Below are 25,534 nucleotides of genomic sequence, written 5' to 3' on the forward strand. Positions count from 1 at the left end.
AGTCTTTAACTTCTCAACAACCTGACTATTTAACTACTTAACGTATTACCGACTTAACTTACTCACAAATCGGTTTATTGTTCATCGTTAATTTCTATCCAATGCCCGTCCGGATCCTGAAAATATATCTGATGGATACCATCTACCCTCGTTGTAACTTTGCCTTTGTTTCCGGGCCAGTCGAAATAACTGATTTGATGACTTTCCAGGTTGCGAATAAATTTGTCTATATCATTTGTACTAAAACATAGGTGATCATTCTTTTCTCGTTCCACGCCTCCTTTAGCACCTTGAATAAGATGTAAACTTCCGGCTTGGCCTAAGGTAAACCAAGTATGTAGGCCATCATGGAAGGGTTCAGGAATCTCGGTAAGTTGCAAGACATTTTTATAGAAAGCAGTACTCTTTTGTAGGTTCTCTACGTATACCGCGATATGATTCAACTTTAGCGTGTTCTTTTCTTGGGCTTGCAACATACCTGTCCCAAAAAACAAAAAGCTTGTCAATAGAATTCCAGTAATTTTCATGTTAATTTTCTAAATGCAAGGCCAAAAATTCGTTAGTAAATAGCCTTCAATGTATAGCGAGTCGGACCCCGCTCACTCATCGAAGGTAATTAGCATAAATTCATTTTATTGCCTTGCGGTAATTACATTATAAAGTGGTTTGTCGATCTATCGTTATAACCGGGCGGCAATATAAGGAAATTTATGCAAACTGGTTTCTATGTTTTCGTTCAATCAGATGTTTCGCAAAAAAAATAATTACTGTTGTTGTTTGCTATTTTTTTTAGTAAATTGCCTGCTGAAAGAATTTGATATGAGAGGAGGACAGGCAGATTTGCCCTTACATTATGGGCATGTTCCCAAATGGTTAGCGCAACGGATGAGTCTTTTAGGCGGTGCGATTGTGGACGCCATTGTAGTGGAATACGGACGAGATATGTTTCTTCGTAAATTGAGTGACCCCTGTTGGTTTCAATCGCTGGGTTGTGTATTGGGGATGGACTGGCACTCTTCCGGCATTACGACTTCCGTTATGGGAGCATTAAAAGCTTCTATAAACAAAAGAGCACATGAGTTAGGCATCTACATCTGTGGTGGGAGAGGCAAACATTCTTTGAAAACGCCCGATGAGCTTCTCCGCATTGCGTCTGCAACGGGTTTGGATGGCAACAAGCTTGTACAGCATAGCAAGCTTGCTGCAAAGGTCGACAATACAGCCATTCAAGACGGCTTTCAGCTGTATTTACATTCTTTTGTACTAAGTATTGATGGAAGCTGGGCAATTGTTCAGCAAGGAATGAATACCGAAACTCGATTGGCTCGGCGTTATCATTGGCATGCTCCGCAGGTTCATTCTTTTATCGAGGAGCCGCATACTTTCATTTATGGAGATAACCAAGGTCAAATATTAAATCTGACCGACCGAAATGCCGCATTGACAAGGGAAGCAATACTGGCGATTACAAAGGAGCGCCCGAGTTATATTCTACAGGAGGCTAGAAAAATTATCATGCCTTCTCATCATGATGTAAGGAAAGAAGATGTAAACCTAAAGCGTCTAGGTACTGTGCTGGCATTGGCTGAGGAGCAAGCCGTGCAGACGATGGAAGAGTTGCTTTTGTTGGAAGGACTCGGGCCCAGAACACTGCAATCGCTCACATTAATCAGTGAAGTTATTCATGGTACAGCTAGTCGTTTTGAAGACCCGGCACGTTTTTCTTTCGCTCATGGTGGTAAAGATGGGCATCCTTTTCCTGTACCGACAAAAATATACGACGAATCCATAGCCATTCTTCAACAGGCATTGGAGAAGGCAAAAATCGGATTCAAAGCGCGTTCAGAAGCCATTAAGAATTTGTCGAAAGTAGCCTTGCAAAAAGAAAAAGACTTTATACCTAACCATCAATTGGATCAGCTAGTAGCTAAAGAGAAGGCTGTTTCTTGGCAATATGACGGACGAACCGTTTATGGAAGAGAACAGAAACCAAAACAAACAAAGATTCAGTTAAGTCTGTTTTAGATACCTATGAATAACAAACAATTGGATTATACCAACATAACCATATCCGAAGCAACTGCCATGCAAAAGGAATTACAGAATTCCTTGGTACATTCACCCTTGGAGCAGGAGATAAAAACGATTGCCGGTGCTGACATATCACTTAACCGCTTCAGTGATATTATTTATGCAGGAATTGTCACGCTTGATTTTAACACGTTAAAGCCTTTAGCTTACTCGTTGGTAAAGAGCAAAACTTCGTTTCCTTATGTTCCCGGTTTTCTGGCCTTTAGGGAGGTTCCTGCTTTAGTGGAGGCTTTTCTTCAAATGACCGTGAAGCCTGATGTCATCATGGTGGACGGTCATGGCATTGCCCATCCCAGAAGATTGGGCATTGCAGCGCATTTAGGCGCTTTAATTAACATTCCCACGCTTGGTTGTGCCAAGAAGAAACTATATGGAAATTTCGAGGAGCCCTCGGCCGTGAAGTATAGCTTTAGTCCACTTAAGCATAAGGAGGAACTGTTGGGGTATGTATTAAGAACCAAAAACTACGTTAAACCGGTGTATATTTCGCCGGGTAACCATCTCAGTATAGAAGACAGCTTGCACATTGCCATGCATTGTATAGGCACTTATCGACTTCCTGAACCAACAAGGAAAGCGCATGAATTTGTCAACTTATTTAGAACGGGTCAATTGAAAGAAGGATTCTTTCAATTGACGACAAATGACACTTTATTTTAAAAGTTATGAAGGCAGTTTAAAGGCCTGTCTGGCAAATAACTTCCAATTTCCACTTTGCTTCTGAAAAACCAGTAATACGCCGATTCTTACGGTGCCGGGTTTACCGCCGTCGTTCGTTTCTCCGCTCAAGATGTGGTGAACGGTAGCCACGTCCCCTGATATATTGATTGTTTGTTCGCTTAAATTAATGCTTAAAAAATCCGATTTTCCTGATGTGAGACTCTCTATAAAAGCCGCCTTATCTTCATGTTTGCCGCTTGAATGCCAATAATTTAGCTTGTCGGCAGCTATCGCGTCGAGCGCCTGCCGGTTACCACTGATCATGGCTAAACGAAGATCTTCTACGGCTTTTAAAAGCTGTTTTTCCTCGGCAGTTTGACCATAGGCCAATGTACCTGATACAATCATAGTTAAGAATAGGAGAATTTTTGGTCTTAGCATAAGTGCTTGTTTTTTTAACAAACATATGCAATTTTACTTTTTTATTCAACCTAAAATATGGCCATCGCTATTTAGCAAGCCCGGGATGATCCTCTCGAAGTATGTCGGGTCTGACAGCCGAACCTGCGGGATTAGCACCTGTAATGTCATCTTCCAGGTTGTGTCCGGTAATAGCGGAGCGATTGGTTTCTGGCGGATTTCTTTTTTCTTGCCGCTTTTTGTGCGCTTTTTGTTGTTTACTCACCTTTCTTTTATTCAAATTGTCCATATTACAAAGTATTATGCCTGTCTTTACTAGTAACATAATTATATCTCCCCGGTTTGTTCTTTTATCATTATTTCTTCCATTGGCAGAAATAGGAAGATAAGCAATGCCTGTTCGTAGAGAAAATTATCCTGTTGGTAGAAAAGACCATAAAAAACGAGAAATTCCTGCAACGTTTCTACATCAAAAGCGTCTTATATACAAAAAGCGTAACAGCTTAGAGGGGTGATAAAGATTATTAAAACGCTTAATATGCCCGGCCGGCAAATATATTTTACCATTAAATAACAGGAATGAAAATCGTTCGGTCATGAACGTTAAAAAATTAAAATCAGTAAAATGAAAACATTATTAATCGTAGCGCTATTGGGTACTTCTGTACTGAGCGCGCAGGCCAGTGCTTTAGTTTTAAGCGATGTATCGCATGTCGGTAAAATCGAAGAAAAAAAGAGTGAAGCAGAAGAACTGAAGCAAAAAGTGGAAGTACAACTTTATAACCTAAATATGCTGAATAAACAATTTAAAATGGCACAGGAAGCCATTAAGAATTCAAAAGGAAGCCATAAAGATATCGATAAAGATTTTGAGTATTTTCACAGTTTATTATTGGAAGATTCAAAAACACAGGATAACGCAAAGGAGATCGATGAATCCGTGCAACGCCTTAAGAAAGAATATGCACGCAAACATAAAAATAGAGCCGCGTATGAACTTAAAGAACAAAAGAGCTTAGCTACGAGCATGCAAAAAGAATTGAATAGCCATATTCGTGAATGCAAATCTTTGAAGGCCAAGTACAAAAAGTACTTAGATGGAAATGTAAGCCCTGAATTGCGAGACCTGGAAACTAAGCTGGAAGAGACGGAAAAGATACTAAAGGAGAGCACCGAAAGTAATATTCAAAATGCGACATACTATGATCGGAAGCTTGAAGATATCAAGAAGGTGTAATGTGTTAAAAACTCAAAAAAGGAAATCACAGCGGCTCCCTTTTTGTAACAATAGTCACCTTTCTACATCTAACTAGAAAAAAGCCATGCTAATAACAACAACACCTAATGTAGAAGGTAAAAAAATAGTAAAATATATCGGCTTGGTAAGTGGCGAAACCATTATAGGTGCTAACTTTTTTAGGGATATATTTGCGGGAATAAGGGATTTTGTAGGAGGCAGATCCAATTCATATGAAAAAGTGTTAAGGGAAGCAAAAGATACCGCAGTTTTTGAAATGCAACAGTACGCCGCATCCATTGGAGCAAACGCAATCGTAGGTGTGGATCTTGACTATGAAACGGTGGGAAACGGAGGAAGTATGCTTATGGTTACTGCGAGCGGAACAGCTGTTGTAATAGAATAAGAAGCAAAAAAATGTTAAAATTTTGTTAAAGTCGCAAGGCTTTTTGTCATCGTGTCCAAAATCGGTTATCTTTGTATCATCATAATTTAGGTTTATAATTGGTTAATGAAAGTCCTTAATCTCCCCGGTTAAGGACTTTTCTTTTTGAATACAATACGGGCCGGAATCGCATCATTCGTTTATGTTTGCTGATTTTTGATATGCTGTAGTAGGATATTCGCCCGATTTTCGACGCTAAGTTTTGGTATAGTAATAAGTTTATAACCGCATGAGGTATAGATACTTCGCATCATGCGATACGTTTCCATTGCTAATGAAAAGCTCTGCTTTCGCTCAGCATCTTGATGATAGATGGCCCGCCAGGGGGGGAGGATAAATACAAAGGCATTATATCGAAAGGAATTAACACTCTGTTCTAAACAAGGAAAGGGATCTAAGTGACATAGTTTAACATAGCCCAGGATATCCGGTATTCCACGATCAAAAATGACGGGTGCTTGTGTTGGTAGATTTTCTCGATAATTTTTCATATCAATTTCCAGCATTTTTTTAGCGAAGTGTAATTTATTCTTCCAAGGCAGTGCATCGCCGTCTATTTTTTTCTGTTCCTGAATGATGCGTCTACCGGATTCGTTTATAGTTAGAAACCCCTCTTTATGTAGCTGCTGTATTAATGACGTTTTGCCCGAACCAGGGCCACCTGTTAAGACAAAGAAGTTCGTCTTGTTATATATTAATGGTTTCATTTAATAGTTTATTGAATTTAACATTATGTTCAGCAGGGATAGCCTTCATAAGCCGATCTTTGCCAAGTACTTTAAAACTAGGGGAGGGATTAATTTGTGCAGGTAAAATTAGGCACGATAGAAGAGATATGGGCTATAATAAAAAAGAGAGGTTAATGAGGTAAAGGTTCACTTATTAAGTCCAACTGGGATGATTATACCAAAGACTCCGCAAGATACAAATTTTTCTATTTTTGTTATGTTTTAGGCGACTGAAAAAGAATATTTACAGGGTGTCCTCGGTGCTTGCTGCGCTATTTAGAATGATTTTAGCGGTTACCAATGCTTGTCCGACATGACGTTGCGCATGCTCTGCTGCGTGAAAAAGCAAACCGATGAGTGTGGTTGGGATTTTTTTTCTTCCAATACCCCTTGCTTCTGTTAGTGAGGCAGGATCTATCTTTCTCAGCTCCTGAATAGCATTTGAAATGCGATTATCAAGTTGCTTCAATAATTGATGGGTATCAATCGATTCTTTTTTTTGCCCTTCGTTTTGGAGGTAAACAAATTGTTCGTCTGATAAGGCCCACTGTTGCGCGTAAGTGAACATACGATCAATTACTCCCGTAATGTGTTGTAAATGAAAGGCAACAGAAGCGATGTTTGCGGGTCTTTCCCAAAGTTTTTCTCTGGGAAAATCAGCTAGCAAGCTTGTCAATTCTTCCTTTACCTGAAGCAATGCATGTGCTACCGGTTGCAATAAAGGAGGAACACCGTCAATGGGGCCCCGCATCCAAACCTCTAACGTTGATTCCATTTTATGTTATTGTTACTATGTTTGACGTTTTTGGGCACACCTTCTGTGCTTACCTGACAAAAATCATGTAAAGCTGCCAACGTTCTTTGCCTTCCTATTTCGATAAGATAATCCGCCTTATGGTAATCCCAAACACCTACTACATTCCGAGGTATATGAACGACAATATCCGGTTTATATAGGTCAATGGAAAGTTCTGTAATCTTTCCAAGCATGGTCAATATTGCTTTTTGTGTAATAGTAAGGTAGCCACCGTATTTACTATTAGCCTTTGCCAATGAAAAAGTTGTTTCTTCCGGCGCATTTAGGTTTATGGCTACCACCAGCGCGTCTCCCTGATTAGGAAGATGATTGAGTGGTAATGGATTTATCAAGCCCCCATCTACAAGGATATTGTCCATATGATTAACCGGCGTAAAAACACCTGGGATAGCGATAGAGGCTCTTACGGCGTCAAAGAAGCTCCCTTGTGTAAAGGTTATTTCTTTTTGATGAAGTATATCAGTAGATACAGCAATGAAAGGAATGGGCATGTCTTCAATATACATATCGGGAATAAAGCTCTTAATTTTGTTAAAAACGCGTTCCCCTTTCATGACACCTGAACTACTCCACGTGAAATCCATTAAGTTAAAGACATCCCGTCGCTTTAATGTTTTTAGCCATGAGGTGAAATCGTCCAATCTGCCCATGGCGTATAATCCGCCAATAAGGCTGCCAATAGATGAGCCTGCAATGGATTTTACGGTGAACCCTTGTTCTTCTAATACCTTAATTGCTCCAATTTGAGCTATGCCGCGCGCTCCACCGCTAGATAATACCAATGAGATTGAAGTTTTCATTCAAAGCTAATATATAGATAATGTTTAAAAGACAGGAAGAAATTACATAACTTAATGTATAGAAAAAATATTTACGAGTGGAAATTTTTGATCGATTGGTAATTTGTTCTATATTGCGGCTAACTGACTAATAACTAACACTAATGACTTATTGGAAGAAATTAATAGACGCTGATAACCAGCGTTTAGCGGGGCTTGATCATTTGCGGGCGCTTGCTATTGTTCTGGTTTTTTTATGTCATTACCGAGCTTATGTCAGACCCGAATGGGTTGACCTCATCGGGAGTTTTGGTTGGACAGGTGTTGACCTTTTTTTTGTGCTGAGTGGTTTTTTGATAGGAAACCAATTAATTCGTCAAATGATATCTCTTGGACGTATAAACTTTCAGGAGTTTTACATTAGCAGAAGTTTTCGGATCTTACCTGTTTATTTCTTCGTTGTCTCGTTATATTTTTTGTTTCCTATGATTCGCGAACGCGAAGGAATCGCTCCTTGGTGGCAGTTTCTCACGTTTACGCAGAATTTTGATTTGGATTTCGGTACGGAAGGTAGCTTTTCGCATGCCTGGTCTTTATGTATCGAAGAGCAGTTCTATTTGGCACTCCCTTTCTATATAAGTGCTTTTTGGGATGAGACGCGCCCCGGTAAAGCTTTTTGGCTGTTACTGGGATTTTTTTTGCTCAGCGTTTTATTGAGGGCCCTGAACTGGTTTTATTTTGTGGAACCGTTTTATGCAAATAATATAACTGATGGAAGATTTGTAGCTTATAATAAATGGGTGTATTATCCCACTTATAATCGTTTCGACGGTTTGCTGGTAGGAGTGGGGATTGCGGCCCTGGTAAACTTTTTCCCAACATGGATAAAACGAATTGAAAAGCATGCAAATGCCTTATTCATAATAGGTGCATTGTTGATTTCCGTTGCCTATTTACTGTTAAAAGAGGATCGGCTCGATTTTTGGCCTACTGTTCTCGGTTTTCCGTTGATTTCTGTTGCCTTTGGTTTTATGGTGTTAAGTGCCATTTTGCCTGCAAGTTTTTTATATCGGTTTAAATGGCGGATTAGCGCGTTAATCGCTACTTTATCGTATAGTATTTATTTGTGCCACAAGTTTGTTAATCATCTACTTCAGGCTCCTCTTAACGCATTAGATATCCCAATTGATAGCAACTGGCGTGTTGCTGTCTGCGCCTTAATGTGTATACTGATTGCCCTTCTTTTAAATCGGGTTATTGAGTATCCATTTATGAAACTAAAGAGCACGATCCTAAAAAAGCGGCGACAAAGGACCAAGAACCCTTTGTTAGTCACTTAAACGCAGCGTGTATATACCACCAATTAGTTTTTCAGAATAAGCTGTTGGGATTGCATTTTCCATAAATGTGCATAAAGCGAATCCGTGCTTAGTAGTAATTCTTGATGTGTTCCCTGTTCGATGACCTTACCTTTATCGAGGACGATGATTTTGTCGGCACTATAAAGTGTGCTTAGGCGATGTGCTATGACAATAATGGTTTTATTTTCTTTTTTCAGATGTTCGATGGTGTTCAATACAAATTTCTCTGAAGCGGAGTCGAGTGAAGATGTTGCTTCATCAAGGATTAAAATCTCCGGATTTCGATATAAGGCTCGGGCTATAGCGATCCGTTGGCGTTGCCCACCGGAAAGTGACAAACCATTTTCCCCTATAGAGGTGTAGAAGCCTTGGGGTAACGATTCAATAAAATCTATAATTCCGAGCTGAGTGGTAATATCGATGATCCGCTGCATATCGGGGGTATAGTCTCCCAGCGCAATATTACTTACTACATTGCCCGAAAACAAATCAATATGTTGAGGTACAACAGAAATCGTTTGGCGAAGAGAGGTGTTTTTTATGTGCTTTAAATCGTATTTGCCAATGGTAATAGTTCCACTTTGAACGGGATAAAGATTTTGCAAGATGGAAATGAGGGTCGACTTGCCGGATCCACTTTCACCAACGATGGCGGTAAACTTCGCCTTGGGAATTGTTAAGCTTAATTCGTCAAAGACGTTATCTCGTGTTCCATACCTAAAGGATACGTTCTTAATTTGGATGTCGCCTATATTTTCTTTCGTTAATTCGAGGTCACTGCTGTCTTTTTCGCGCTCCAAATCGAGTATTTCAAAAAGACGGTCGGTAGCGATCATGGCATCCTGGACTGTTTTGTTCATGGTGATTAGCGACGTGACCGGCCCTGTAAAATAACCGATGAGCGCATAAAATGAAAGGAGTTCGCCCGGCGTAATTTGGTTGCTCAAGACATACGTGGCTCCTACCCATAAAAGAACAATTGTAATCAGTCTTGAAATCAATTCCGAGGAGGTAGTAGAAAACACCCCATTCAAATTGGAACGGTATCCTGTTTTCAACAACTTTACGAATCTTGTTTCGGTTTTTTCATTGGCGTAGCTTTCGGCGCCGAACTGTTTAATGGTCCGAATAGAATTTAGGCTCTCAACAAGTTGAGATTCGAGTTCAGCAGAATCCTCCATTAATGTTCTTTGGGCCTTTTTATTCAGTTTATTACTTATAAAATAGACTACTAGATACATTGGAATCACGGTAAGTATAAGTAAGCCCAGTTTCCAGTAGTAGGTAAACATCATTAAAAAAGAAAAAGTTACAATGAAAATGTTTACCAAAAAGTTAACGCTTACTTCATTGAGAAATATCCTGATTTTTACAGCATCATTGATTCTTGAAATAACCTCACCGACTCGCATGGTGTCAAAGAATTTTTGAGGCAATGTTAACAGGTGCTTATAGTAACCAAGTATAAGTTGAGCATCAATAATCTGTCCCATTTTTAGTGTGAAAATGGTTTTTGTGGCACCAATAAATAGTTGAAATCCGAGCAAAACCAGCATCATTGTACTCATGAGATTCAACAGGTTGACATTTCTGTCAACCAAAACAAAATCTACGATTTTCTGTACAAATATGGCCGTAGATAACCCCAAAACAGTATATACGAGGGCTCCCATCAATATTTGGATCAGCGTTCCGGTTTGTGGCTTTACAAGATTCCAGAAACGGTAAGAGGCACTGGCTGTTTTCCTGCCTTTTTCGAATGATTCCGAAGGAATCAATAAGACAAGGGCACCGGTCCATATCTTTTTAAAGTCTTCGTGCGATTTCTTATGAAATTGGCCATCCAGTGGATCCATGACCTCAATCCAGTGCTTCGTCACTTTATATATGACAACATAGTGCTGCAGCACTCCCTCCACTACGATATGAGCAATGGCCGGTTTTGGAATTTTAAAAAGGCTTTCAAAGGGTCCCCTAACTCCTTTTGCCTCAAAGCCTAACAATTGGGCCGCTTCTAAGATGCCGAGTACCGTGGTTCCTTTTTTATCCGTCCCTGCCATCTGCCTTACATTCGCTACGGAAATTGCCAATTTATAGTGAGCGGCAACAGATGCAATACAAGCAGCTCCACAGTCGGTTATATCACGTTGTTTTACTCTCTTGGTCATAAACTTCTTTCTAATTTGCGATCTCGTACACGGCACTTTGCTACATGCTACGATGCCGCCTTTATATTGGGATTTAACCAGTTGTCCACTTTATCATATAGTAATTGAAACAGCGTTCTTTCGGTAACAGAAAATCTTGCCGTAAAACTCATGCCCTTCTTTACGTAGCCTTTATAGCCGTTTTTCAATGTAAGATGATCATTATTCAAAGCGCAACGCACCTTAAAAACCGGTTGTTTGTCGTTCAACATGACGATGTCGTCAGAAATATCAATTACCCGCCCTGTTAACAGCCCCCATTGATTATAATTGAAAGCATCTATTTGAAAGCGAACTTCTTGTTCTTTTTTTATTAAACCAATATCGGAAGGATTTATATAGCAGAAAGCCAGTAGGGTGGTGTCGGGAGAAATTTCAGCTACCTTTTGGTTTGCGAAAACATAAGTTCCCTTCTGCATGCCCACTAAATTTTGCACCGAACCGTCAATAGGGGCCGTTACCACAAACTGTTTTCTTTGTTCATTGATATCAATTTGCTGACTTAATAATTGACGCAGTTCGTTTTGTAATTGATTGACCTCTGTTTGCCACTGAGCCTTATATTTTCTTGAAACCATTGCTAAAGCAGCAGACGCTTGCTTATACTCAAAATCGTATTTGTCATATTCTGCTGAAGATAGCATCTTCTTTTTATATAGCTTACTATAGCGATTAAATGTGTTTTCCGCTTGCTCTTTGGCAATTCGGGCGTTTTCAACTTCTTGTATATATTGTTGCCAGATGGCAAAGTATTGTCCTGATTGAAGATTGGGAGGGCTGAAATCTTCGGCATTAGCCTGCCTGATTAAGGTATGAAGATCTTTAACAAATAAAGAGATTTCTTGTTGCCTTCCCTTTACCAAGAGGTCTTGTTTATTGGACGAGCTTCCGTCGATGATCAACAGTGTGTCGCCTAATGTCATTTTTTGATTGTCTTTTAAATTGAAATATACCAATCTGCCGTTAACAGGAATGCTAACGTCTGTTTTTTCAATTGAAGACTGCAATAGGCCGCTGCCCTTTACGCTTATATTTATTGTTACTAATGGGAGGGAAGCAAATGCCAATATAAATAATAATAAAATGCCGAGATAAATAATCTGTGTTGTTTTTTTGACACGTGCAGTATAAACAATGGATGTATTACTGATTGTTTCTACTGAATAGATAGGCATTGACATAATCCTGATGACTTGGTTGTTGATTGCTCGCTTACCGATCATCCCAAATTGCGCCAAAACATAAATGAGTTGAGGAGCTTTGGGCTACCGATAATATTTGCCGGACTGGTTAAACATTAACAGTCGCCTTCGTTAAAGGCTACCGTTAATGTTTGTTATTAGAACTGTAATCTATAGAGAGAAAATAGTCTGAAGAAGGGTTGTTGCAGTTTTGCCTACATACTCAAAAGTATCTTTAAGGATTGTACGAGTACCGCCTACAACAATACCTAATAAGTCATTAACAGGACCTCCTCCTTCTACAGTTCTTAATTCAGAAGCGTTCATTTCTTCAACACCAAAGTTGTTCAAATTTAAATTTTTCATAACAAAGAGATTTTTGCTTATTGTCCTTACTCTTTTAAGGCCTTTCAGGATACGCCTATGCTGGCCAGCATGTAACAAATATATATAATTAATAAGCTAATAGGAGCTGCGGTTGGAAGGGTGGCCCGTTTAGGATTATTAAGTTGTCAGTGCTAAAACACGTAGTTTTCTTGCTGAAATATAATGCGTTAGCCGTTTTTTTTATCTGAAGGTTGTTGATTAAATGATCCTTGCCTTTTTGTTCAGTTTTTTTTAAGCATGAACTTGCGCCTGTTGTATAAAATGATTTCATAGTTAACAGTTGCCACTAAAGGAGGAAAGGGTTGAGGCGGACGTGCCGCCATGTTATAAGCCTAACAGTTATCCTTTTGGGGATAACTGTTAGTGGCTTTTTAAACACTTTGTCTTATAATGAAGAAAGTGTTTGGAAAATAGTCACCAATGTTTTGTTTACGAATTTGAATGTATCGTTAAGGACTGTGCCAACACCGCCTACAAGAATATTCAATAAATCGTTAACAGGACCGCCACCTTCTACGGTTCTTAATTCGGTAGCGTTCATTTCTTCTACGCCTAGGTTGTTTAAATCTAATTTTTTCATAACAAAGAGATTTTTGTCGTTGCCCTTACTCTATCACGGCTTTTCAGGATACGCCTGCGCTGGCCAGCACGTAACAAATATATATAATTAAGTAAATTAGGGCTTCACCGAAGCAATGAAAGCAGAACAACGCTTAATCCTTATTCACTCATGAAAAAAGTGGATTTTCACTTAATTGAAGGCATTTTTAATCTGTTTTTTTTAAAAATCTATGTCTTATTAAGTGTTTGGTCTTTTTGTTCATTTTTTATAATGTGATTTATCGGCTTTTAATGGAGTAACAGCAGTAGTTTTGATTTAGTTACAAAAGAAGAACAAACAACTTCGGGAAACAGTATGTAAAGAGGCAGGAAGAAAATACTAGAGAAAATTAAGCTTCTCTATACCAACTTTAGAAAAATACTATTTAAAATTGCCATTTTTAAAGATCAAAAAATACAAGGAAACATGAAGGTAAGAAAATACTCGGGGGAATTAGTTGATTTTGATTTACAGCGATTGAAAGGTTCGTTGACAAAATCCGGGGCTTCGAATGAGACCGTTGAACTCGTTTGGGAAAAGATGAACAAAACGATATTTGATGGTATGTCTACTAAACAGTTATATCGGTTAGCTTTTCAACTATTAAAGCAGCAGCGAAATTCGTTAGCTGCTCGTTACAGCCTTAAGAAGGCACTTCGTGACCTAGGGCCCACAGGCTATCTTTTTGAAAAATGGGTGGCAAGATTATTTGAACATACAAATCATCACACGTTGACGAGTCTCATACTTGAAGGAAATGCGGTAAGTCATGAAGTTGATGTAATTGCCCAAAAAGATAATGATTTATTATTGATCGAATGTAAATTCAGAAATACGGTTGATGCGAAGGTTAGCGTTACAAACCCCATGTATTTTCTCTCACGATTTGTTGATCTCAGCGATAAAGAATTCAACTTCTTTGATCGCCCCATTAAATTTACACAAGCCTGGCTTGTTACGAATGCGTATTTAACAAAAGATGCAATCGAATTCGCAAATTATTATAAGCTGAATTTGCTCTCCTGGGATTATCCCAATGGTTTGAGCATAAAAAACCGAGTTGATAGCGCCGGCCTATATCCCTTAACTTGCCTGACTTCCATTAATACACAGGAGAAAGATAAGTTGCTTTCTTTAAATTATATGCTTGTGAAAGACATTCTGGATGAGCCTCGAATACTTGAACATTTAAATACCACCACCTATCGCAGAAAGAAAATTTACCAGGAAGCTAATGAGCTTGTATACGGTTTTCCCGTGAATCCGGAATAAATAAGGACAAAGGCTAGCTTGCTTTTGCGTTTTAAAAAATATTCGGTATCTTGCAATGAAGATAGATAATTCTTTAAATTAAGTGCCGTTAATGTTTGAAATTCTTGTTGTTAAGGTGTTCATTGGAGCGATTAACTAAGACGTTTCATTTATTTCAGTTTACCTTTTCATCCTTCTTCATAAAATCGAGAACTATGGAAATAGGAGTGATTAAGTGGTTCAATAATTCGAAAGGTTTCGGTGTAGCAGATACAGTGAGCGGTCAGGTATTCGTTCATATTAAGAGTTTTAAGTTGAAACCGACCAATTTATCTTCAAGAGATGCCATTCTGTTTAAAAGACGTGTCGATCCAAAGAGCCACAACGCGGTAGCAATCCATTCACGTTTAGTTGGTGATGTGCACGACTGGGAATTGATCGCTTCGCTGGCGTTAAAGGGGAGTAATGCAACTAAAGAACTAAGCGAACGATCGACTATGCCAAAAAGCAATCACCTGTCACTTGCTGAATTGGCTGCTTATCAATACCTCAATGGGAAATCACGCGAGCAAATTTTCCAAGAGGTTACCACATACTTTACAAGCAAGTTACCGGACGATAAATTTTTGTTTTATGGGGAGTTTCTTGAAAAAGTATTTACAAGAAGTATGGGATTGGAAAAGAGAAATGAGCTACTGACGCGAATTTTTAATTTCTTCGGAGAAAACGTCAACGCACGTAAGCTTTTTCTTGTGTGGAAGTCTACGAAATTTCGGTATATCGGACACGTTGAGGCTGACGATTTCGAAATTCCTGAAGATATTCTTGTACTTTTTGCTGATGAATTAAGCGTTTCTGAACTGATGCGCATCCATACCTATAGCTACGGGAATATATTTTGCAATGAATTGATCGCCAAAAAGCTTGAAGATACCAACGATCTTAGTACCGAAGAAATCAAAAAGTTGGAAATGATCAGCCATGTTAAATTTTTTAAAGAATAGGTCTCATCCTAAACTACCTACATCTTATACTATAGTCCGCATTCTGCGTAATCTCTAAAAGACGTAAGCCATAATAGCTGTTATGGAATCAATTCGTTTTTGGCATCTAATATAAAAGTTACTACTAATCAATTACGTCATGGCGGAATTAATACGCGGTAAGATGCAACCAAGGGTTGACCTTACACCAATGGTGGATTTAGCCTTTTTGCTAATAACCTTCTTTATGTTAACAACGAGCTTGGCCAAACCGAAGATGATGGACATTGCACTGCCGGATAAAGTAGATTTAGGGAACGCCACCGGTTTTTCTGACAAACGCACGATGACGATATTGCTTGGTGCCAATCATCAAGCAGCATGGTATTGGGGGCTTCAGAAAACTCCGATCGAAGGCCCAAAAGTAACTGATTTTGGAAGGAATGGAATAAGAGCGGAGCTAAAAGATAAGATGACAAAGATAAAGAGTCAGCAAGTCGGCTCCACCAAGCCTTTAATGGTTATTATTCGCCCAAGCAACCTGTCGAGTTATAGCGATCTGGTGAATATACTCGATGAAATGAAAATTAATGGGATTACGCAATATGCTATTGGCGATATTGGCAGGGAGGAAGTTCAACTTCTCATAAAGTTGGGACTTTACCGACGAATTTGATGAAGTAGCAAAAAAAAATAAAAAAAAATTAAAAGGATATAATAATCTCGATATCGTACCGTTATTTTATCAATAGGTTTAGGTTGATAAAAACGTATGTTTTTACCCGGTATCCCAAATACCGGGTTTTTTATTTACCGGCTACCCGCGATATTTATCGTGTAGCCCAACTCCCTTGATAATCATCGGAATGATTTTTTCCAAACGACTTTTTTTAGTCGTTTCTTGTTTGGCCGATTCAATGTATTCCGTGAATTCCCGTTGCTGAGTCTTTTTCAGTTGATCAAAACACTCTTTTAGCTCGGGATTTTTGTCAAAAACGGAGTTCAGTTCTTGAGGCACTATAATTGGTTTGTTTCTATCCGCTTTGATTGCAATTCCCTTTTCCTGATTGCTCATCGCTTCCAGTACGTAAGTTCGTATAATGTCTAAATTGGCCTCTTCGAGCGTTGTGAAACGCATTTGGCGTAACGCTTTTGTAGTGCCGTTTTGAGCATTAATGAGTAAATGGTGCGGATCCTTCAAAAAGACACCCTGATAGAACCAGATACCAAAATAAGATTTAAATCCCGCTAAGCCTACTATGTTCTTGCCGTTATGCGTATAAACGGGACCGCCCCATTTGAGTTCTTCTTTTAGACCCGTAGATACTATGAGCTTTCTTAATTCGTAGAGCTCGTCGCGCCATTGTTGCTGAGCCCTATAGAAATCGTCCGAACTTTTAAAACTTTCCATATTCAAATAATGAAGTAGTTCGAAGATACGACTATTTGTGAAAGCGGAATAGCGACAATATGAAATACAAGTTGGCGCTATAACCGGTGATTGCGTACTTTTTAAATAAATGATTAAATTTTGTTTTTAAATTGTTGTACTCCTCCTTACTTTTGGCCTAAATTTAGATCGCATAAGATGGTTAAGAAAGATAAAGATATTTCAACGGAAGAAAAAATAAAAGAAGCTGCAAGAATTGTTTTTACAAGAAAAGGGTTTGCAGCTACTCGTACAAGGGATATTGCAGATGAAGCTGGCTTGAATCTAGCTTTATTAAATTACTATTTTAGGAGTAAAGAGAAATTGTTCCACATCATTATGGAAGAGAAGTTTGAACAATTTTTTGGGATGATTGTGAGGCTTCTCAACGATGAAGACAGTTCATTGGAGCAAAAGGTGCAGGCAGTTGCGAATGATTATATTGATATGCTTCTACACAATCCGGATCTACCTATATTTGTATTGAGCGAGATAAAAAACAATCCCAAGTTGTTTAGTAGCCGAATATCAGGGAAGCTGATGACTTCTAAATTTTATGAACAATTAAACGAGCTCCGTCCTGATATTAACGTGTTTCACTTAATCTTGAATTTATTGAGCATGATCATTTTTCCTATACTTGCTCAACCCGTTATTACACAAACAGACGCATTTAGAAGCGGCGAGTTCAAAAAATTTATTCTAGAACGGAAAAAAATGATCCCGTTATGGTTCAATAGCATTTTACGTACGGAAATATAAACACTGTCAATCAATTGGCGAAGAAACTTTTTTGATCTTTATTTTTAATCAAATGATTAGAAATATTTTTTAAATAAAAAAATACCTCTACCTTTGCCGTGATTGAAGAATGTTAGTTGGAGAACAAATTTTTTTGGTTTGCAACTAATCAAATGATTAAAAAGTATGACCAATGTTATTACTTGAAGTATTTAGAATAATGACAATTAGAAAATCTTTTGTCACTATTAGCAGACGAAGATTAGAAAAAACAACAAGCAATGAGAAGTAAGGCACTATGGATAGGGCTGATATTAATCGTATTCAGTCCAGAGCTTTATGGACAATTAAGTCTCACTTTAGATGATTGTCAAAATCAGGCACAAGTTAATTACCCGCTTATTAAGAAGCGCGACTTAGTGGAAAGAAGTAAGGCGTACGCCATTGAAAAGGCGGCAAAGGGTTATTTGCCTCAGTTTATTATTAATGCACAAGCAACGTATCAGTCGGCCGTTACTGAAATTCCTATTCAAATGCAGGGTATTGAAATCCCGCAGTTGACCAAAGATCAGTATAAGTTCTATGGCGAGCTAAATCAAACGATTTATGACGGGGGAAACATTAAGCAAAAGATTGAGCTACACCGGTCTACATCGGCGATTGAAGAGCAAAGTCTTTCAGTAGCGCTTTATCAACTAAAGGACCGGATAAACCAGCTTTTTTTCAGCATCTTAATGATAGAAGAGCAATTAAACCAGAATCAACTGTTAATGAAGGATATCCAGCTAGGGCTGGATAAAGTCGAAGCGGCAGTTACCAATGGGACTGCCCTGGAGGCGGATCTTAACGTTTTGAAGGCCGAATTGTTAAAAGCAGCGCAGCACGCGGTTGATTTGAAGGCGAATCGAACGGCCTATTTGGAGGTGCTCGGTTTATTTCTTAATAAAACTTTAGATGCCAGTACAAAACTGATTAAGCCGGAATTACCTATACTACCGAAGACGATTCAACGACCGGAACTTGCTTTGTATGATGATCAACTTACGAATATTGCGGTACAGGAAGAATTGATTAATGTGAGAAATAGGCCTCGACTTGATTTCTTTTTTCAGGGTGGTTACGGCAGGCCGGCTCTTAATATTCTAAAACCTCGTTTTGATGCTTATTACATCGGTGGCTTGCGCTTAAGTTGGAATTTGGGGGGGCTGTACACCCAAAAAAAGGAAAAAGCAATTTTGGAAATTAATCGATTGGCAATAGGAGTCGAAAAAGAAACATTTCTATTCAATACACATTCGCAAGCCAAGCGGGAATCAGTGACAATACGACGCTACCAAGATTTATTGCAATCCGACAACGAGATTATCGCATTGCGCGAAAAAGTAAAAAAAACCGCGGTTACTCAATTAGAACATGGTGTAATCACCACAAATGACTATTTACGGGAAGTAAATGCAGAGGATCAGGCTAGATTAAATAAAATCATACACGAGATTCAATTGCTTGCATCACAATACGATTATTTATACATAACAGGAGATACCTATTGATATACCAAAGAAGAAAAATGAAAACAGTTATATTATACACGAATTTGCTGGCTTTTTCCATCGTATCTTGTAAAACGAACGATATAAATTACGACGCATCGGGTGCTTTTGAAACCGTAGAGACCATCGTACCTGCGGAAGCAAACGGCATTATAAGGGAGCTTTTATTGGAAGAGGGGCAAACTATCCCCGCAGGGAAAGTAATTGGTTATATTGATACGCTTCAGCTGTTTCTCAAGAAGAAGCAATTAGAAGCACAAGCAGGTGCCATACTGAGTAAACGTCCTAATATCGCCACAGAGATTGCAGCTTTACAGGAAGAGCTTCGGTATGCTAAAAACGAGCAAGAACGGTTGACCAACCTGGTTAAGGCTGATGCGGCAACCCCAAAGGAATTGGATGCGGCAACCGCACAGGTAAATATCATTCGTAAACGTATTGAAGGTCAACAATCATCATTAGGTATTGCATCGGTCAGTTTGCAAGAAGAGACAGCTCCGTTGCATGCACAGATTGAACAGTTGGACGACCAACTTCGGAAAAGCAAGATTGTCAATCCCGTTACAGGAACCGTTCTCGCTAAATATGTAGAGGCGAATGAAATGGCAACCATTGGAAAACCCCTATATCGTATAGCTAACACCAAAAAAATGATCCTGCGCGCTTATATTACCGGTGAAAAATTTGCGGATGTTAAAATAGGACAGCGCGTTCGGGTGCAGGTTGATAAAGGTAAGGCTGCATTCAAGGATTATCCCGGCGTGGTTGAGTGGATAAGTGATCAGGCGGAGTTTACACCAAAGACCATCCAAACAAAGGATGAAAGAGCTAATTTGGTATATGCAATGAAGGTTAAGGTGGAAAATGATGGATATTTAAAAATCGGGATGTACGGACAAGTGATTTTAGCAACGCAGAAAAATGGAAAAAGGTAGAATGGAAGCAGTAAAACTCCACCATATTTTCAAAAGCTATGATAAGGGAAGAGTTGTAGCTGTGAATGATGTATCCTTTTCTGTTGATGAAGGTGAATTGTTTGGATTGATTGGCCCGGATGGCGCGGGCAAAACATCCGTATTCCGTATACTAACTACGCTTCTACTTGCTGATCAGGGAACGGCAAGTGTTGTCGGTCTCGACGTAATAAAAGACTATAAGGCGATTCGTAATCTGGTTGGATATATGCCCGGGAAATTTTCACTGTATCAAGACTTAACTGTACTCGAGAACCTCCGTTTTTTTGCTACGGTATTCGGCACTAATATCCAACAGAATTATGGCCTCATAAAAGATATTTACGAGCAAATAAAACCGTTTAACCATCGGCGGGCCGGAAAGCTATCAGGCGGGATGAAACAAAAGTTAGCCTTATGTTGCGCACTGATCCATAAGCCCAAGGTTCTTTTACTAGATGAGCCAACCACAGGGGTGGACGTCGTTTCGCGACGCGAATTTTGGGATATGCTAAAAGCACTCAAACAACAGGGTATAACCATATTAGTCTCCACCCCTTATATGGATGAAGCTATTCTTTGCGACCGGATTGCATTAATCCAGCAAGGGAAAATTTTAAGCGTCGATCCACCTGCAGATATAATCAAGCGATATCCAACAAAATTATATGCCGCTAAATCAGCCGATATTTATCGACTTTTAAAAGATTATAGACAAAACGAAGCGATAGAGAGCAGCTACGCTTTTGGTGAATACATCCATGTTACATTACGATATCCCGAAAGAGATGGATTATCTACGTTGCAAGATTTAGCCACGAACTTGGGGCACAGGGACATCATTGTAAAAGAGATTAAGCCAGGGATAGAAGATAGCTTTATTCGTTTAATGGAACGAATAGAATTTACGGGCCGTGTAGAATAAAGACGATGGAAAAAGTAATAATGTGCCGCAATTTAACCAAACGATTTGGCGGTTTTGTGGCAGTTGACGGTATTTCCTTTGACGTTGCTAAAGGAGAAATTTTTGGATTTTTGGGTGCAAATGGCGCAGGCAAAACCACTGCGATGCGCATGCTCTGTGGTTTATCTTTTCCCTCATCCGGTGAAGCAGAGGTAGCAGGTTATGATGTTTATAAGCAACAGGAAAAAATAAAAAAGCATATCGGCTATATGAGCCAAAAGTTTTCTTTATATGAGAACCTGTCGGTTTCGGAGAATATTGAATTTTTTGGTGGCGTTTACGGTGTAAACAAAAAAGAGATCAATAAAAGAGGACAGGAACTGATACGAGCTTTGGGCTTGACGCAAGAAGCGAATAAAATGGTCGGCGAGTTGCCCCTTGGATGGAAACAGAAATTGGCGTTCTCGGTTGCCATTTTTCATCAACCAAAGATCGTCTTTTTGGATGAACCTACCGGAGGTGTAGATCCCGTAACCCGCCGACAGTTCTGGGATATGATTTACAGTGCGGCAAATGCCGGAATTACTGTTTTCGTCACGACTCATTATATGGATGAGGCAGAATATTGTAATAGAGTGTCTATCATGGTGGACGGCAAGGTAGTAGCACTTGATTCACCGACTAACCTGAAATTAGCCTATAACGCTAACTCAATGGACGAAGTCTTTTATCAATTGGCAAGAGGAGCCAAACGAAACGACAATTAACTCAGTATGGTCAAAGGTTTCGATCTCATCAAAATCATGAAAAATGAAGCAGCTGTTAGTTTTTATTAGGAAAGAATTTTACCACGTCTTTAGAGATCGCCGGACCCTGTTGATCATGTTCGGCTTACCCATTGTACAGATCATTTTATTTGGGTTCGCTCTATCGAGTGAGGTGAAGAATATTCGGATGATAGTGGCTGATTATGCGAAAGATTTTCAAAGCCAAAGATTAATTGAAAAAATTAAGACATCAGATTATTTCGTTGTAGAGCAGGCAAATGTTCATTATAAACAGATTGAGGATGCGTTTAAAAAAGGAGACATAAAGGCCGCTCTTATTATTCCGTCTAATTTTAGCAGCGATCAACTGCATCTTGGCCAGTCACCGGTACAGCTTATTACCGACGGTTCTGATCCTAATATTTCGAAAACCGTGACAAATTATTTGACGTCAATTTTTATGGATTTTGGGCGTGAATTTAACACACCATCGATCAATCCGTTGTTTTTACAAATACAACCGGAATTGAGAATGCTTTACAATGAAGAGGGGAATGGTTCCCTGAATTTTATTCCAGGGGTTATGGCGTTAATTTTGATGATTGTATGCACTGCTTTAACATCTGTTTCAGTTGTTAAAGAAAAGGAGATGGTAACCATGGAAATACTACTCGTATCTCCCTTTAAGCCCGTTTTCGTACTTATTGCAAAGGCAATTCCTTATTTATTGCTTTCGCTTGCAAATTTTACGTTGATTTTGTTGTTAACCGCCTTTGCTCTTGATGTCGAAATTCGAGGAAGCATCTTGTTGCTCTATTTTGAGAGTACGTTATTTATTGTTACTTGTCTTTCTTTAGGGTTACTAATATCAAATATAACCAATTCGCAGCAAACAGCTCTGTTAATATCGCTTATGGGAATGATGTTGCCAACCTTGATTTTCACCGGTTTTATTATGCCATTGGAAAATATGCCTGGCTTTTTTCAAGTGCTCTCTCATATTGTTCCGTCCAGATGGTATTATCTTGCAGTTAAATCGGTTATGTTAAAGGGCTTGGGTTTGACCTATGTTTGGAAGGAGACACTGGTTCTGACTTTGATGACAATTATACTGCTCAGTTTAGCCTTGAGACGTTTTAAAGTAAGACTTTAATAGTTTTCTAAACAATACGGCGCTAAAGATGAAAATTTTAAGATTTATATTGCAAAAGGAGTTTCGTCAAATATTTCGGGATAAGTCTATCTTGGCTATGATGTTCGCTATGCCGATCGTTCAATTGGTTGTTTTACCGCTAGCCATGGACTTTAATGTAAAGCACATTAATCTTTCTGTTGTTGATAAGGACCACAGTTCTTTTTCACAGCGCCTAATTCACAAAATTTACGCTTCAGGGTATTTCATTCCTATTAGTTCTAACACCAGTTATAACGGTGCCATTCATCATATTGAAAAGGAAGAAGCGGACATAATTTTGGAAATCCCGCTAAATTTTGAACGAAATCTGATAAGAGAGGGGAAGCAGCGGGTAGGAGTTTATGCTGACGCTATTAACGGGACAAAATCAGGCATTGGTACAGCCTACTTGAATCGGATTATTTCAGATTTCAGTTCAGAATTGGAATGGAACGCGGAATCGAGGCCAAGGGGAAGTATTGAAATTCTACAAAGAAGCTGGTATAATCCCTTGGAGGCCTATAAATTTAATGTTGTTCCAGCGGTGTTGGTATTGCTGCTAACATTAATAGGTGGTTTTATGACTGCATTAAATATTGTAAAGGAAAAAGAAATTGGTACGATTGAGCAAATCAATGTAAGCCCGATTAAAAAGTGGCAGTTTATATTAGGTAAAATGATCCCGTTCTGGGTAATAGGGATTATTATTTTCACCTTAGGATTGATGATTTGTTTTTTTGTTTATGGAATTGCCTTACAAGGAAGTTTGTGGCTTTTATACTTATTTGCGGCCGTTTATTTGGTGGCCGTGTTGGGTTTCGGCTTGCTTATTTCTACCTACAGCGATAATCAGGTGCAAGCCATGTTTATAGCCTTCTTTTTTATGATGATCTTTATGCTCATGAGCGGCTTTTTTACGTCTACCGATAGCATGCCGCGGTGGGCTCGAACCTTATCTGATCTAACGCCGGTAACTCACTTCGTAAAAGTAGTAAGAATGATTGTCTTAAAAGGCAGCGACTTTAGTGACGTACAATTGGAATTTTTATATTTAATTGTTTTTGCAATCATATTAAACGTCTGGGCCATTTGGAATTATCGGAAAACGAGCTAATCGTTCGAATTACCAGCTTGTTTAATTCGTTGATGCGTCCATTCGTTGTCTTGTTTTACGTTTGCGCCACCAACGTCGAGCAAAAAACATGGCTATTACTATCAGCAATAAAAATGGCCAAATATTAATGAGGCCTACCGTAAACCATACGAAGTTTTGCCAACCGTTGGAAAGTCCCTGTTCGAACTTTTGACCAAAAGCAATTTGCTTAGGAGCAGCTTTATAATAAGTAATCGACAAGGTAGAATAAGTCGATTGATTCGCCAGATATCGTAAACGCCCTTCAACCGATTCGATTTCGGCGCGAACTTCTGCTAATTGCTTTTCGATTTCGAGAATTTCAGTAACCTTAGCTGCAAGTTGGAGTAATGTGCGATAGCGTTGTTCCAGCTCTTTTTTTGTTTTTAACCTAGCCTGTATATCAACAAATTCCTCGGTAACATCTTTTACTTGTATGTTTTTTGTTTCAAAATGATTGACGCCTTTAGCCACATCTCCAATAAAGGCGTCGAATTGCTTAGCATTTACGCGAACAACGATGGTTCTGCTGAGGCTTTCCGAATAATTATTCTCGGTTTCTGATGCTATATAAGCATTATATTTTTTTATTGCTTGTCCAATTAGTTTGGCCGTTTCCGATAAATCGTTTGTTTCAAAAGAGATGGTTCCTTCTTTAATTAGCCTTCGTTCTAATGGTATAGTTTGTATAGGTTCCGGTTCATTAAGTGCAATCGCTTCCGCTGTAGCTACGCTGCCAATGGCATGCTGTTGATCTATCCCGTTATGGCAAGCAAATAGTAGAAATGAAAAAATTATTAGAAGAGGAAGCGCTAACTGATCGATAACCTGGGTTTTCTTTTTCATCTACAAATAATTAGCTCGTTTATCTTTATTCTTTTGCACGTATGAACCGCATCACAACTTTCAGTCCATCATGATATGGACTTTGATTTTTTCATAAGATGTTTTCTTCAATCAAATTCCATAACCTTTCATTCCTTTTTTCTGCCAAAGGTAACCTATATGCAGGCTTGTTTCTGTTTTTAAAAGGAATAACCAACCGTAAACGCCCAAGCTCTGTTCCGTTGCTCATACCGCGAGCTGGTTGATAAGTCGGCCAATCCCAGTAAGTAACCTGCAGAAAGATTATATCCTTTTTTTAACTGGTAACCAAAATGGAGATTCACGCCGTAATCAAACCTTTTCTGGCTTCCTGAATCGCCGAATGTGAAATCTTCCCGATTCCCCGTATAGTTTGAAGCAAAGCTGTTTGATCCCATAAGTCCAAATCCCCCGTATGGCCCCATGCTTAAAAAGAAATAGCTGCTATCCTTCAATGGAAGCTTTCCTACAAAATTAACAGGAAGCTGAAGCCAGAAGGTGTGCTGTTTGACTGGTGTATTGCCAAACTCAGAATAATCTAGCTGTGAACCGAGTTGTTGGAAGGAGATACCGGACTGGATGGCAAAGTAACGAGCTGTTGATGCTTCGACTAAACCGGTAACGGTAAAACCCACCTTTTTGGACGCTACACGAGAAGTATTATTGTTTATATTGGACAATGCGTAATAAGGCAAATTGCCTCCCAGTCTTACACTATATCGAATATTCCATTGTTGGGCTGATAAAGATTTATCCATCAAGCCGAGTAAAATACAAATAAAAATAGTTTTTTTCATATTGCTAATTTTAAATCAAAACTAGCTAATGAAGTGTTAAGAAGTTTTAAGGTTTGGTTCAGTTAACCTTAAAAA

Annotated in this window: 28 protein-coding genes; 15 read left to right on the top strand and 13 right to left on the bottom strand. The window is 38.9% G+C overall.

The features are described from left to right. Positions 1-74 precede the first annotated feature (74 nt). Positions 75-527 carry a VOC family protein gene (locus E0E36_RS09095; protein ID WP_130855709.1) on the bottom strand — a complete coding sequence of 151 codons (453 nt, stop codon included), beginning with the start codon at positions 525-527 and terminating at the stop codon, positions 75-77. Positions 528-819: 292 nt separating this feature from the next. Here E0E36_RS09095 and E0E36_RS09100 point away from each other — a divergent pair, with 292 nt between their 5' ends. Together E0E36_RS09100 and nfi are read left to right on the top strand one after the other, a co-directional pair. Beyond that, on the top strand, positions 820-2,025 hold the full coding sequence (locus E0E36_RS09100; RefSeq protein ID WP_130855710.1) for a DUF763 domain-containing protein: 1,206 nt from the start codon (positions 820-822) through the stop codon (positions 2,023-2,025). Positions 2,026-2,031: 6 nt separating this feature from the next. After that, complete coding sequence (gene nfi / locus E0E36_RS09105; protein ID WP_130855711.1) at positions 2,032-2,751, top strand: deoxyribonuclease V; 720 nt, start codon at positions 2,032-2,034, stop codon at positions 2,749-2,751. A gap of 3 nt (positions 2,752-2,754) precedes the next feature. Here the strand turns inward: nfi and E0E36_RS09110 are convergent, their stop codons facing one another. After that, positions 2,755-3,192: a nuclear transport factor 2 family protein gene (locus E0E36_RS09110; protein ID WP_013667351.1), complete on the bottom strand. Its 438-nt coding sequence runs from the start codon at positions 3,190-3,192 to the stop codon at positions 2,755-2,757. A 67-nt stretch (positions 3,193-3,259) separates the two neighbouring features. Then, positions 3,260-3,460, bottom strand: a complete 201-nt coding sequence (locus E0E36_RS09115; protein WP_130855712.1) for a hypothetical protein — start codon at positions 3,458-3,460, stop codon at positions 3,260-3,262. 336 nt (positions 3,461-3,796) lie between these two features. On the opposite strand from E0E36_RS09115, the gene E0E36_RS09120 reads away from it, so the two are divergent. Together E0E36_RS09120 and E0E36_RS09125 are read left to right on the top strand one after the other, a co-directional pair. Then, a complete protein-coding gene (locus E0E36_RS09120) occupies positions 3,797-4,408 on the top strand; it encodes a hypothetical protein (protein WP_130855713.1) in 612 nt (203 codons plus the stop codon). An 85-nt stretch (positions 4,409-4,493) separates the two neighbouring features. After that, positions 4,494-4,814 carry a heavy metal-binding domain-containing protein gene (locus tag E0E36_RS09125; RefSeq protein WP_013667347.1) on the top strand — a complete coding sequence of 107 codons (321 nt, stop codon included), beginning with the start codon at positions 4,494-4,496 and terminating at the stop codon, positions 4,812-4,814. Positions 4,815-4,993: 179 nt separating this feature from the next. Here E0E36_RS09125 and E0E36_RS09130 read toward each other — a convergent pair whose 3' ends face one another. From E0E36_RS09130 to E0E36_RS09140, 3 genes are all read right to left on the bottom strand, one after another. Beyond that, the gene (locus E0E36_RS09130; RefSeq protein ID WP_013667346.1) at positions 4,994-5,560 is read right to left on the bottom strand and encodes an AAA family ATPase; all 567 of its coding nucleotides are present in this window, start codon (positions 5,558-5,560) and stop codon (positions 4,994-4,996) included. A gap of 265 nt (positions 5,561-5,825) precedes the next feature. Further along, positions 5,826-6,356 (bottom strand): DinB family protein, encoded by a 531-nt coding sequence (locus E0E36_RS09135; RefSeq protein ID WP_130855714.1) that lies wholly within the window; start codon positions 6,354-6,356, stop codon positions 5,826-5,828. Beyond that, the gene (locus E0E36_RS09140; protein WP_013667344.1) at positions 6,341-7,198 is read right to left on the bottom strand and encodes a patatin-like phospholipase family protein; all 858 of its coding nucleotides are present in this window, start codon (positions 7,196-7,198) and stop codon (positions 6,341-6,343) included. Before E0E36_RS09140 ends, E0E36_RS09135 begins: the two co-directional genes overlap by 16 nt. A 143-nt stretch (positions 7,199-7,341) precedes the next feature. Between E0E36_RS09140 and E0E36_RS09145 the strand changes: the two genes are divergently transcribed. Next, the gene (locus E0E36_RS09145; RefSeq protein WP_130855715.1) at positions 7,342-8,517 is read left to right on the top strand and encodes an acyltransferase family protein; all 1,176 of its coding nucleotides are present in this window, start codon (positions 7,342-7,344) and stop codon (positions 8,515-8,517) included. 23 nt (positions 8,518-8,540) lie between these two features. On the opposite strand, the gene E0E36_RS09150 is transcribed toward E0E36_RS09145, so the two are convergent. From E0E36_RS09150 to E0E36_RS09165, 4 genes are all read right to left on the bottom strand, one after another. Further along, the gene (locus E0E36_RS09150; RefSeq protein ID WP_130855716.1) at positions 8,541-10,706 is read right to left on the bottom strand and encodes a peptidase domain-containing ABC transporter; all 2,166 of its coding nucleotides are present in this window, start codon (positions 10,704-10,706) and stop codon (positions 8,541-8,543) included. Between the two features lie 47 nt (positions 10,707-10,753). After that, positions 10,754-11,920, bottom strand: coding sequence for an HlyD family secretion protein (locus E0E36_RS09155; RefSeq protein ID WP_242627168.1), 1,167 nt, complete (start codon positions 11,918-11,920; stop codon positions 10,754-10,756). Positions 11,921-12,097: 177 nt separating this feature from the next. Further along, positions 12,098-12,292, bottom strand: a complete 195-nt coding sequence (locus E0E36_RS09160; protein ID WP_013667340.1) for a hypothetical protein — start codon at positions 12,290-12,292, stop codon at positions 12,098-12,100. 406 nt (positions 12,293-12,698) lie between these two features. Next, complete coding sequence (locus E0E36_RS09165; protein ID WP_013667339.1) at positions 12,699-12,893, bottom strand: hypothetical protein; 195 nt, start codon at positions 12,891-12,893, stop codon at positions 12,699-12,701. Between the two features lie 447 nt (positions 12,894-13,340). On the opposite strand from E0E36_RS09165, the gene E0E36_RS09170 reads away from it, so the two are divergent. The 3 genes from E0E36_RS09170 (at position 13,341) to E0E36_RS09180 (ending at position 15,824) form a co-directional block, all read left to right on the top strand. Further along, on the top strand, positions 13,341-14,186 hold the full coding sequence (locus tag E0E36_RS09170; RefSeq protein ID WP_013667338.1) for a restriction endonuclease: 846 nt from the start codon (positions 13,341-13,343) through the stop codon (positions 14,184-14,186). A 194-nt stretch (positions 14,187-14,380) separates the two neighbouring features. After that, positions 14,381-15,169, top strand: coding sequence for a cold-shock protein (locus tag E0E36_RS09175; protein ID WP_013667337.1), 789 nt, complete (start codon positions 14,381-14,383; stop codon positions 15,167-15,169). Between the two features lie 139 nt (positions 15,170-15,308). Beyond that, on the top strand, positions 15,309-15,824 hold the full coding sequence (locus E0E36_RS09180; RefSeq protein WP_013667336.1) for an ExbD/TolR family protein: 516 nt from the start codon (positions 15,309-15,311) through the stop codon (positions 15,822-15,824). 141 nt (positions 15,825-15,965) lie between these two features. On the opposite strand, the gene E0E36_RS09185 is transcribed toward E0E36_RS09180, so the two are convergent. Further along, complete coding sequence (locus E0E36_RS09185) at positions 15,966-16,559, bottom strand: YdeI/OmpD-associated family protein (RefSeq protein ID WP_130855717.1); 594 nt, start codon at positions 16,557-16,559, stop codon at positions 15,966-15,968. A 177-nt stretch (positions 16,560-16,736) separates the two neighbouring features. Here E0E36_RS09185 and E0E36_RS09190 point away from each other — a divergent pair, with 177 nt between their 5' ends. The 7 genes from E0E36_RS09190 (at position 16,737) to E0E36_RS09220 (ending at position 23,780) form a co-directional block, all read left to right on the top strand. After that, positions 16,737-17,339 (top strand): TetR/AcrR family transcriptional regulator, encoded by a 603-nt coding sequence (locus tag E0E36_RS09190; protein ID WP_013667334.1) that lies wholly within the window; start codon positions 16,737-16,739, stop codon positions 17,337-17,339. A gap of 260 nt (positions 17,340-17,599) precedes the next feature. Next, entirely contained in the window at positions 17,600-18,868 is a 1,269-nt protein-coding gene (locus E0E36_RS09195) for a TolC family protein (protein WP_130855718.1), read from the top strand. Positions 18,869-18,885: 17 nt separating this feature from the next. Then, positions 18,886-19,803 carry an HlyD family secretion protein gene (locus E0E36_RS09200; RefSeq protein ID WP_130855719.1) on the top strand — a complete coding sequence of 306 codons (918 nt, stop codon included), beginning with the start codon at positions 18,886-18,888 and terminating at the stop codon, positions 19,801-19,803. Continuing rightward, a complete protein-coding gene (locus E0E36_RS09205) occupies positions 19,790-20,746 on the top strand; it encodes an ABC transporter ATP-binding protein (protein ID WP_242627169.1) in 957 nt (318 codons plus the stop codon). Before E0E36_RS09200 ends, E0E36_RS09205 begins: the two co-directional genes overlap by 14 nt. Positions 20,747-20,751: 5 nt before the next feature. Then, positions 20,752-21,492, top strand: a complete 741-nt coding sequence (locus E0E36_RS09210; RefSeq protein WP_013667330.1) for an ABC transporter ATP-binding protein — start codon at positions 20,752-20,754, stop codon at positions 21,490-21,492. A gap of 43 nt (positions 21,493-21,535) precedes the next feature. Then, complete coding sequence (locus E0E36_RS09215) at positions 21,536-22,645, top strand: ABC transporter permease (protein WP_130855720.1); 1,110 nt, start codon at positions 21,536-21,538, stop codon at positions 22,643-22,645. 28 nt (positions 22,646-22,673) lie between these two features. Next, positions 22,674-23,780 (top strand): ABC transporter permease, encoded by a 1,107-nt coding sequence (locus E0E36_RS09220; RefSeq protein ID WP_130855721.1) that lies wholly within the window; start codon positions 22,674-22,676, stop codon positions 23,778-23,780. 21 nt (positions 23,781-23,801) lie between these two features. On the opposite strand, the gene E0E36_RS09225 is transcribed toward E0E36_RS09220, so the two are convergent. Both E0E36_RS09225 and E0E36_RS09230 read right to left on the bottom strand, forming a co-directional pair. Beyond that, positions 23,802-24,644, bottom strand: a complete 843-nt coding sequence (locus E0E36_RS09225) for a DUF4349 domain-containing protein (RefSeq protein WP_130855722.1) — start codon at positions 24,642-24,644, stop codon at positions 23,802-23,804. A 179-nt stretch (positions 24,645-24,823) separates the two neighbouring features. Beyond that, a complete protein-coding gene (locus E0E36_RS09230; RefSeq protein WP_130855723.1) occupies positions 24,824-25,459 on the bottom strand; it encodes a porin family protein in 636 nt (211 codons plus the stop codon). Positions 25,460-25,534: the final 75 nt, after the last annotated feature.

Origin of the sequence: Olivibacter jilunii (assembly GCF_900607235.1) — a bacterium.
In the GTDB taxonomy this organism is placed as follows: Bacteria; Bacteroidota; Bacteroidia; order Sphingobacteriales; family Sphingobacteriaceae; genus Olivibacter; species Olivibacter oleidegradans.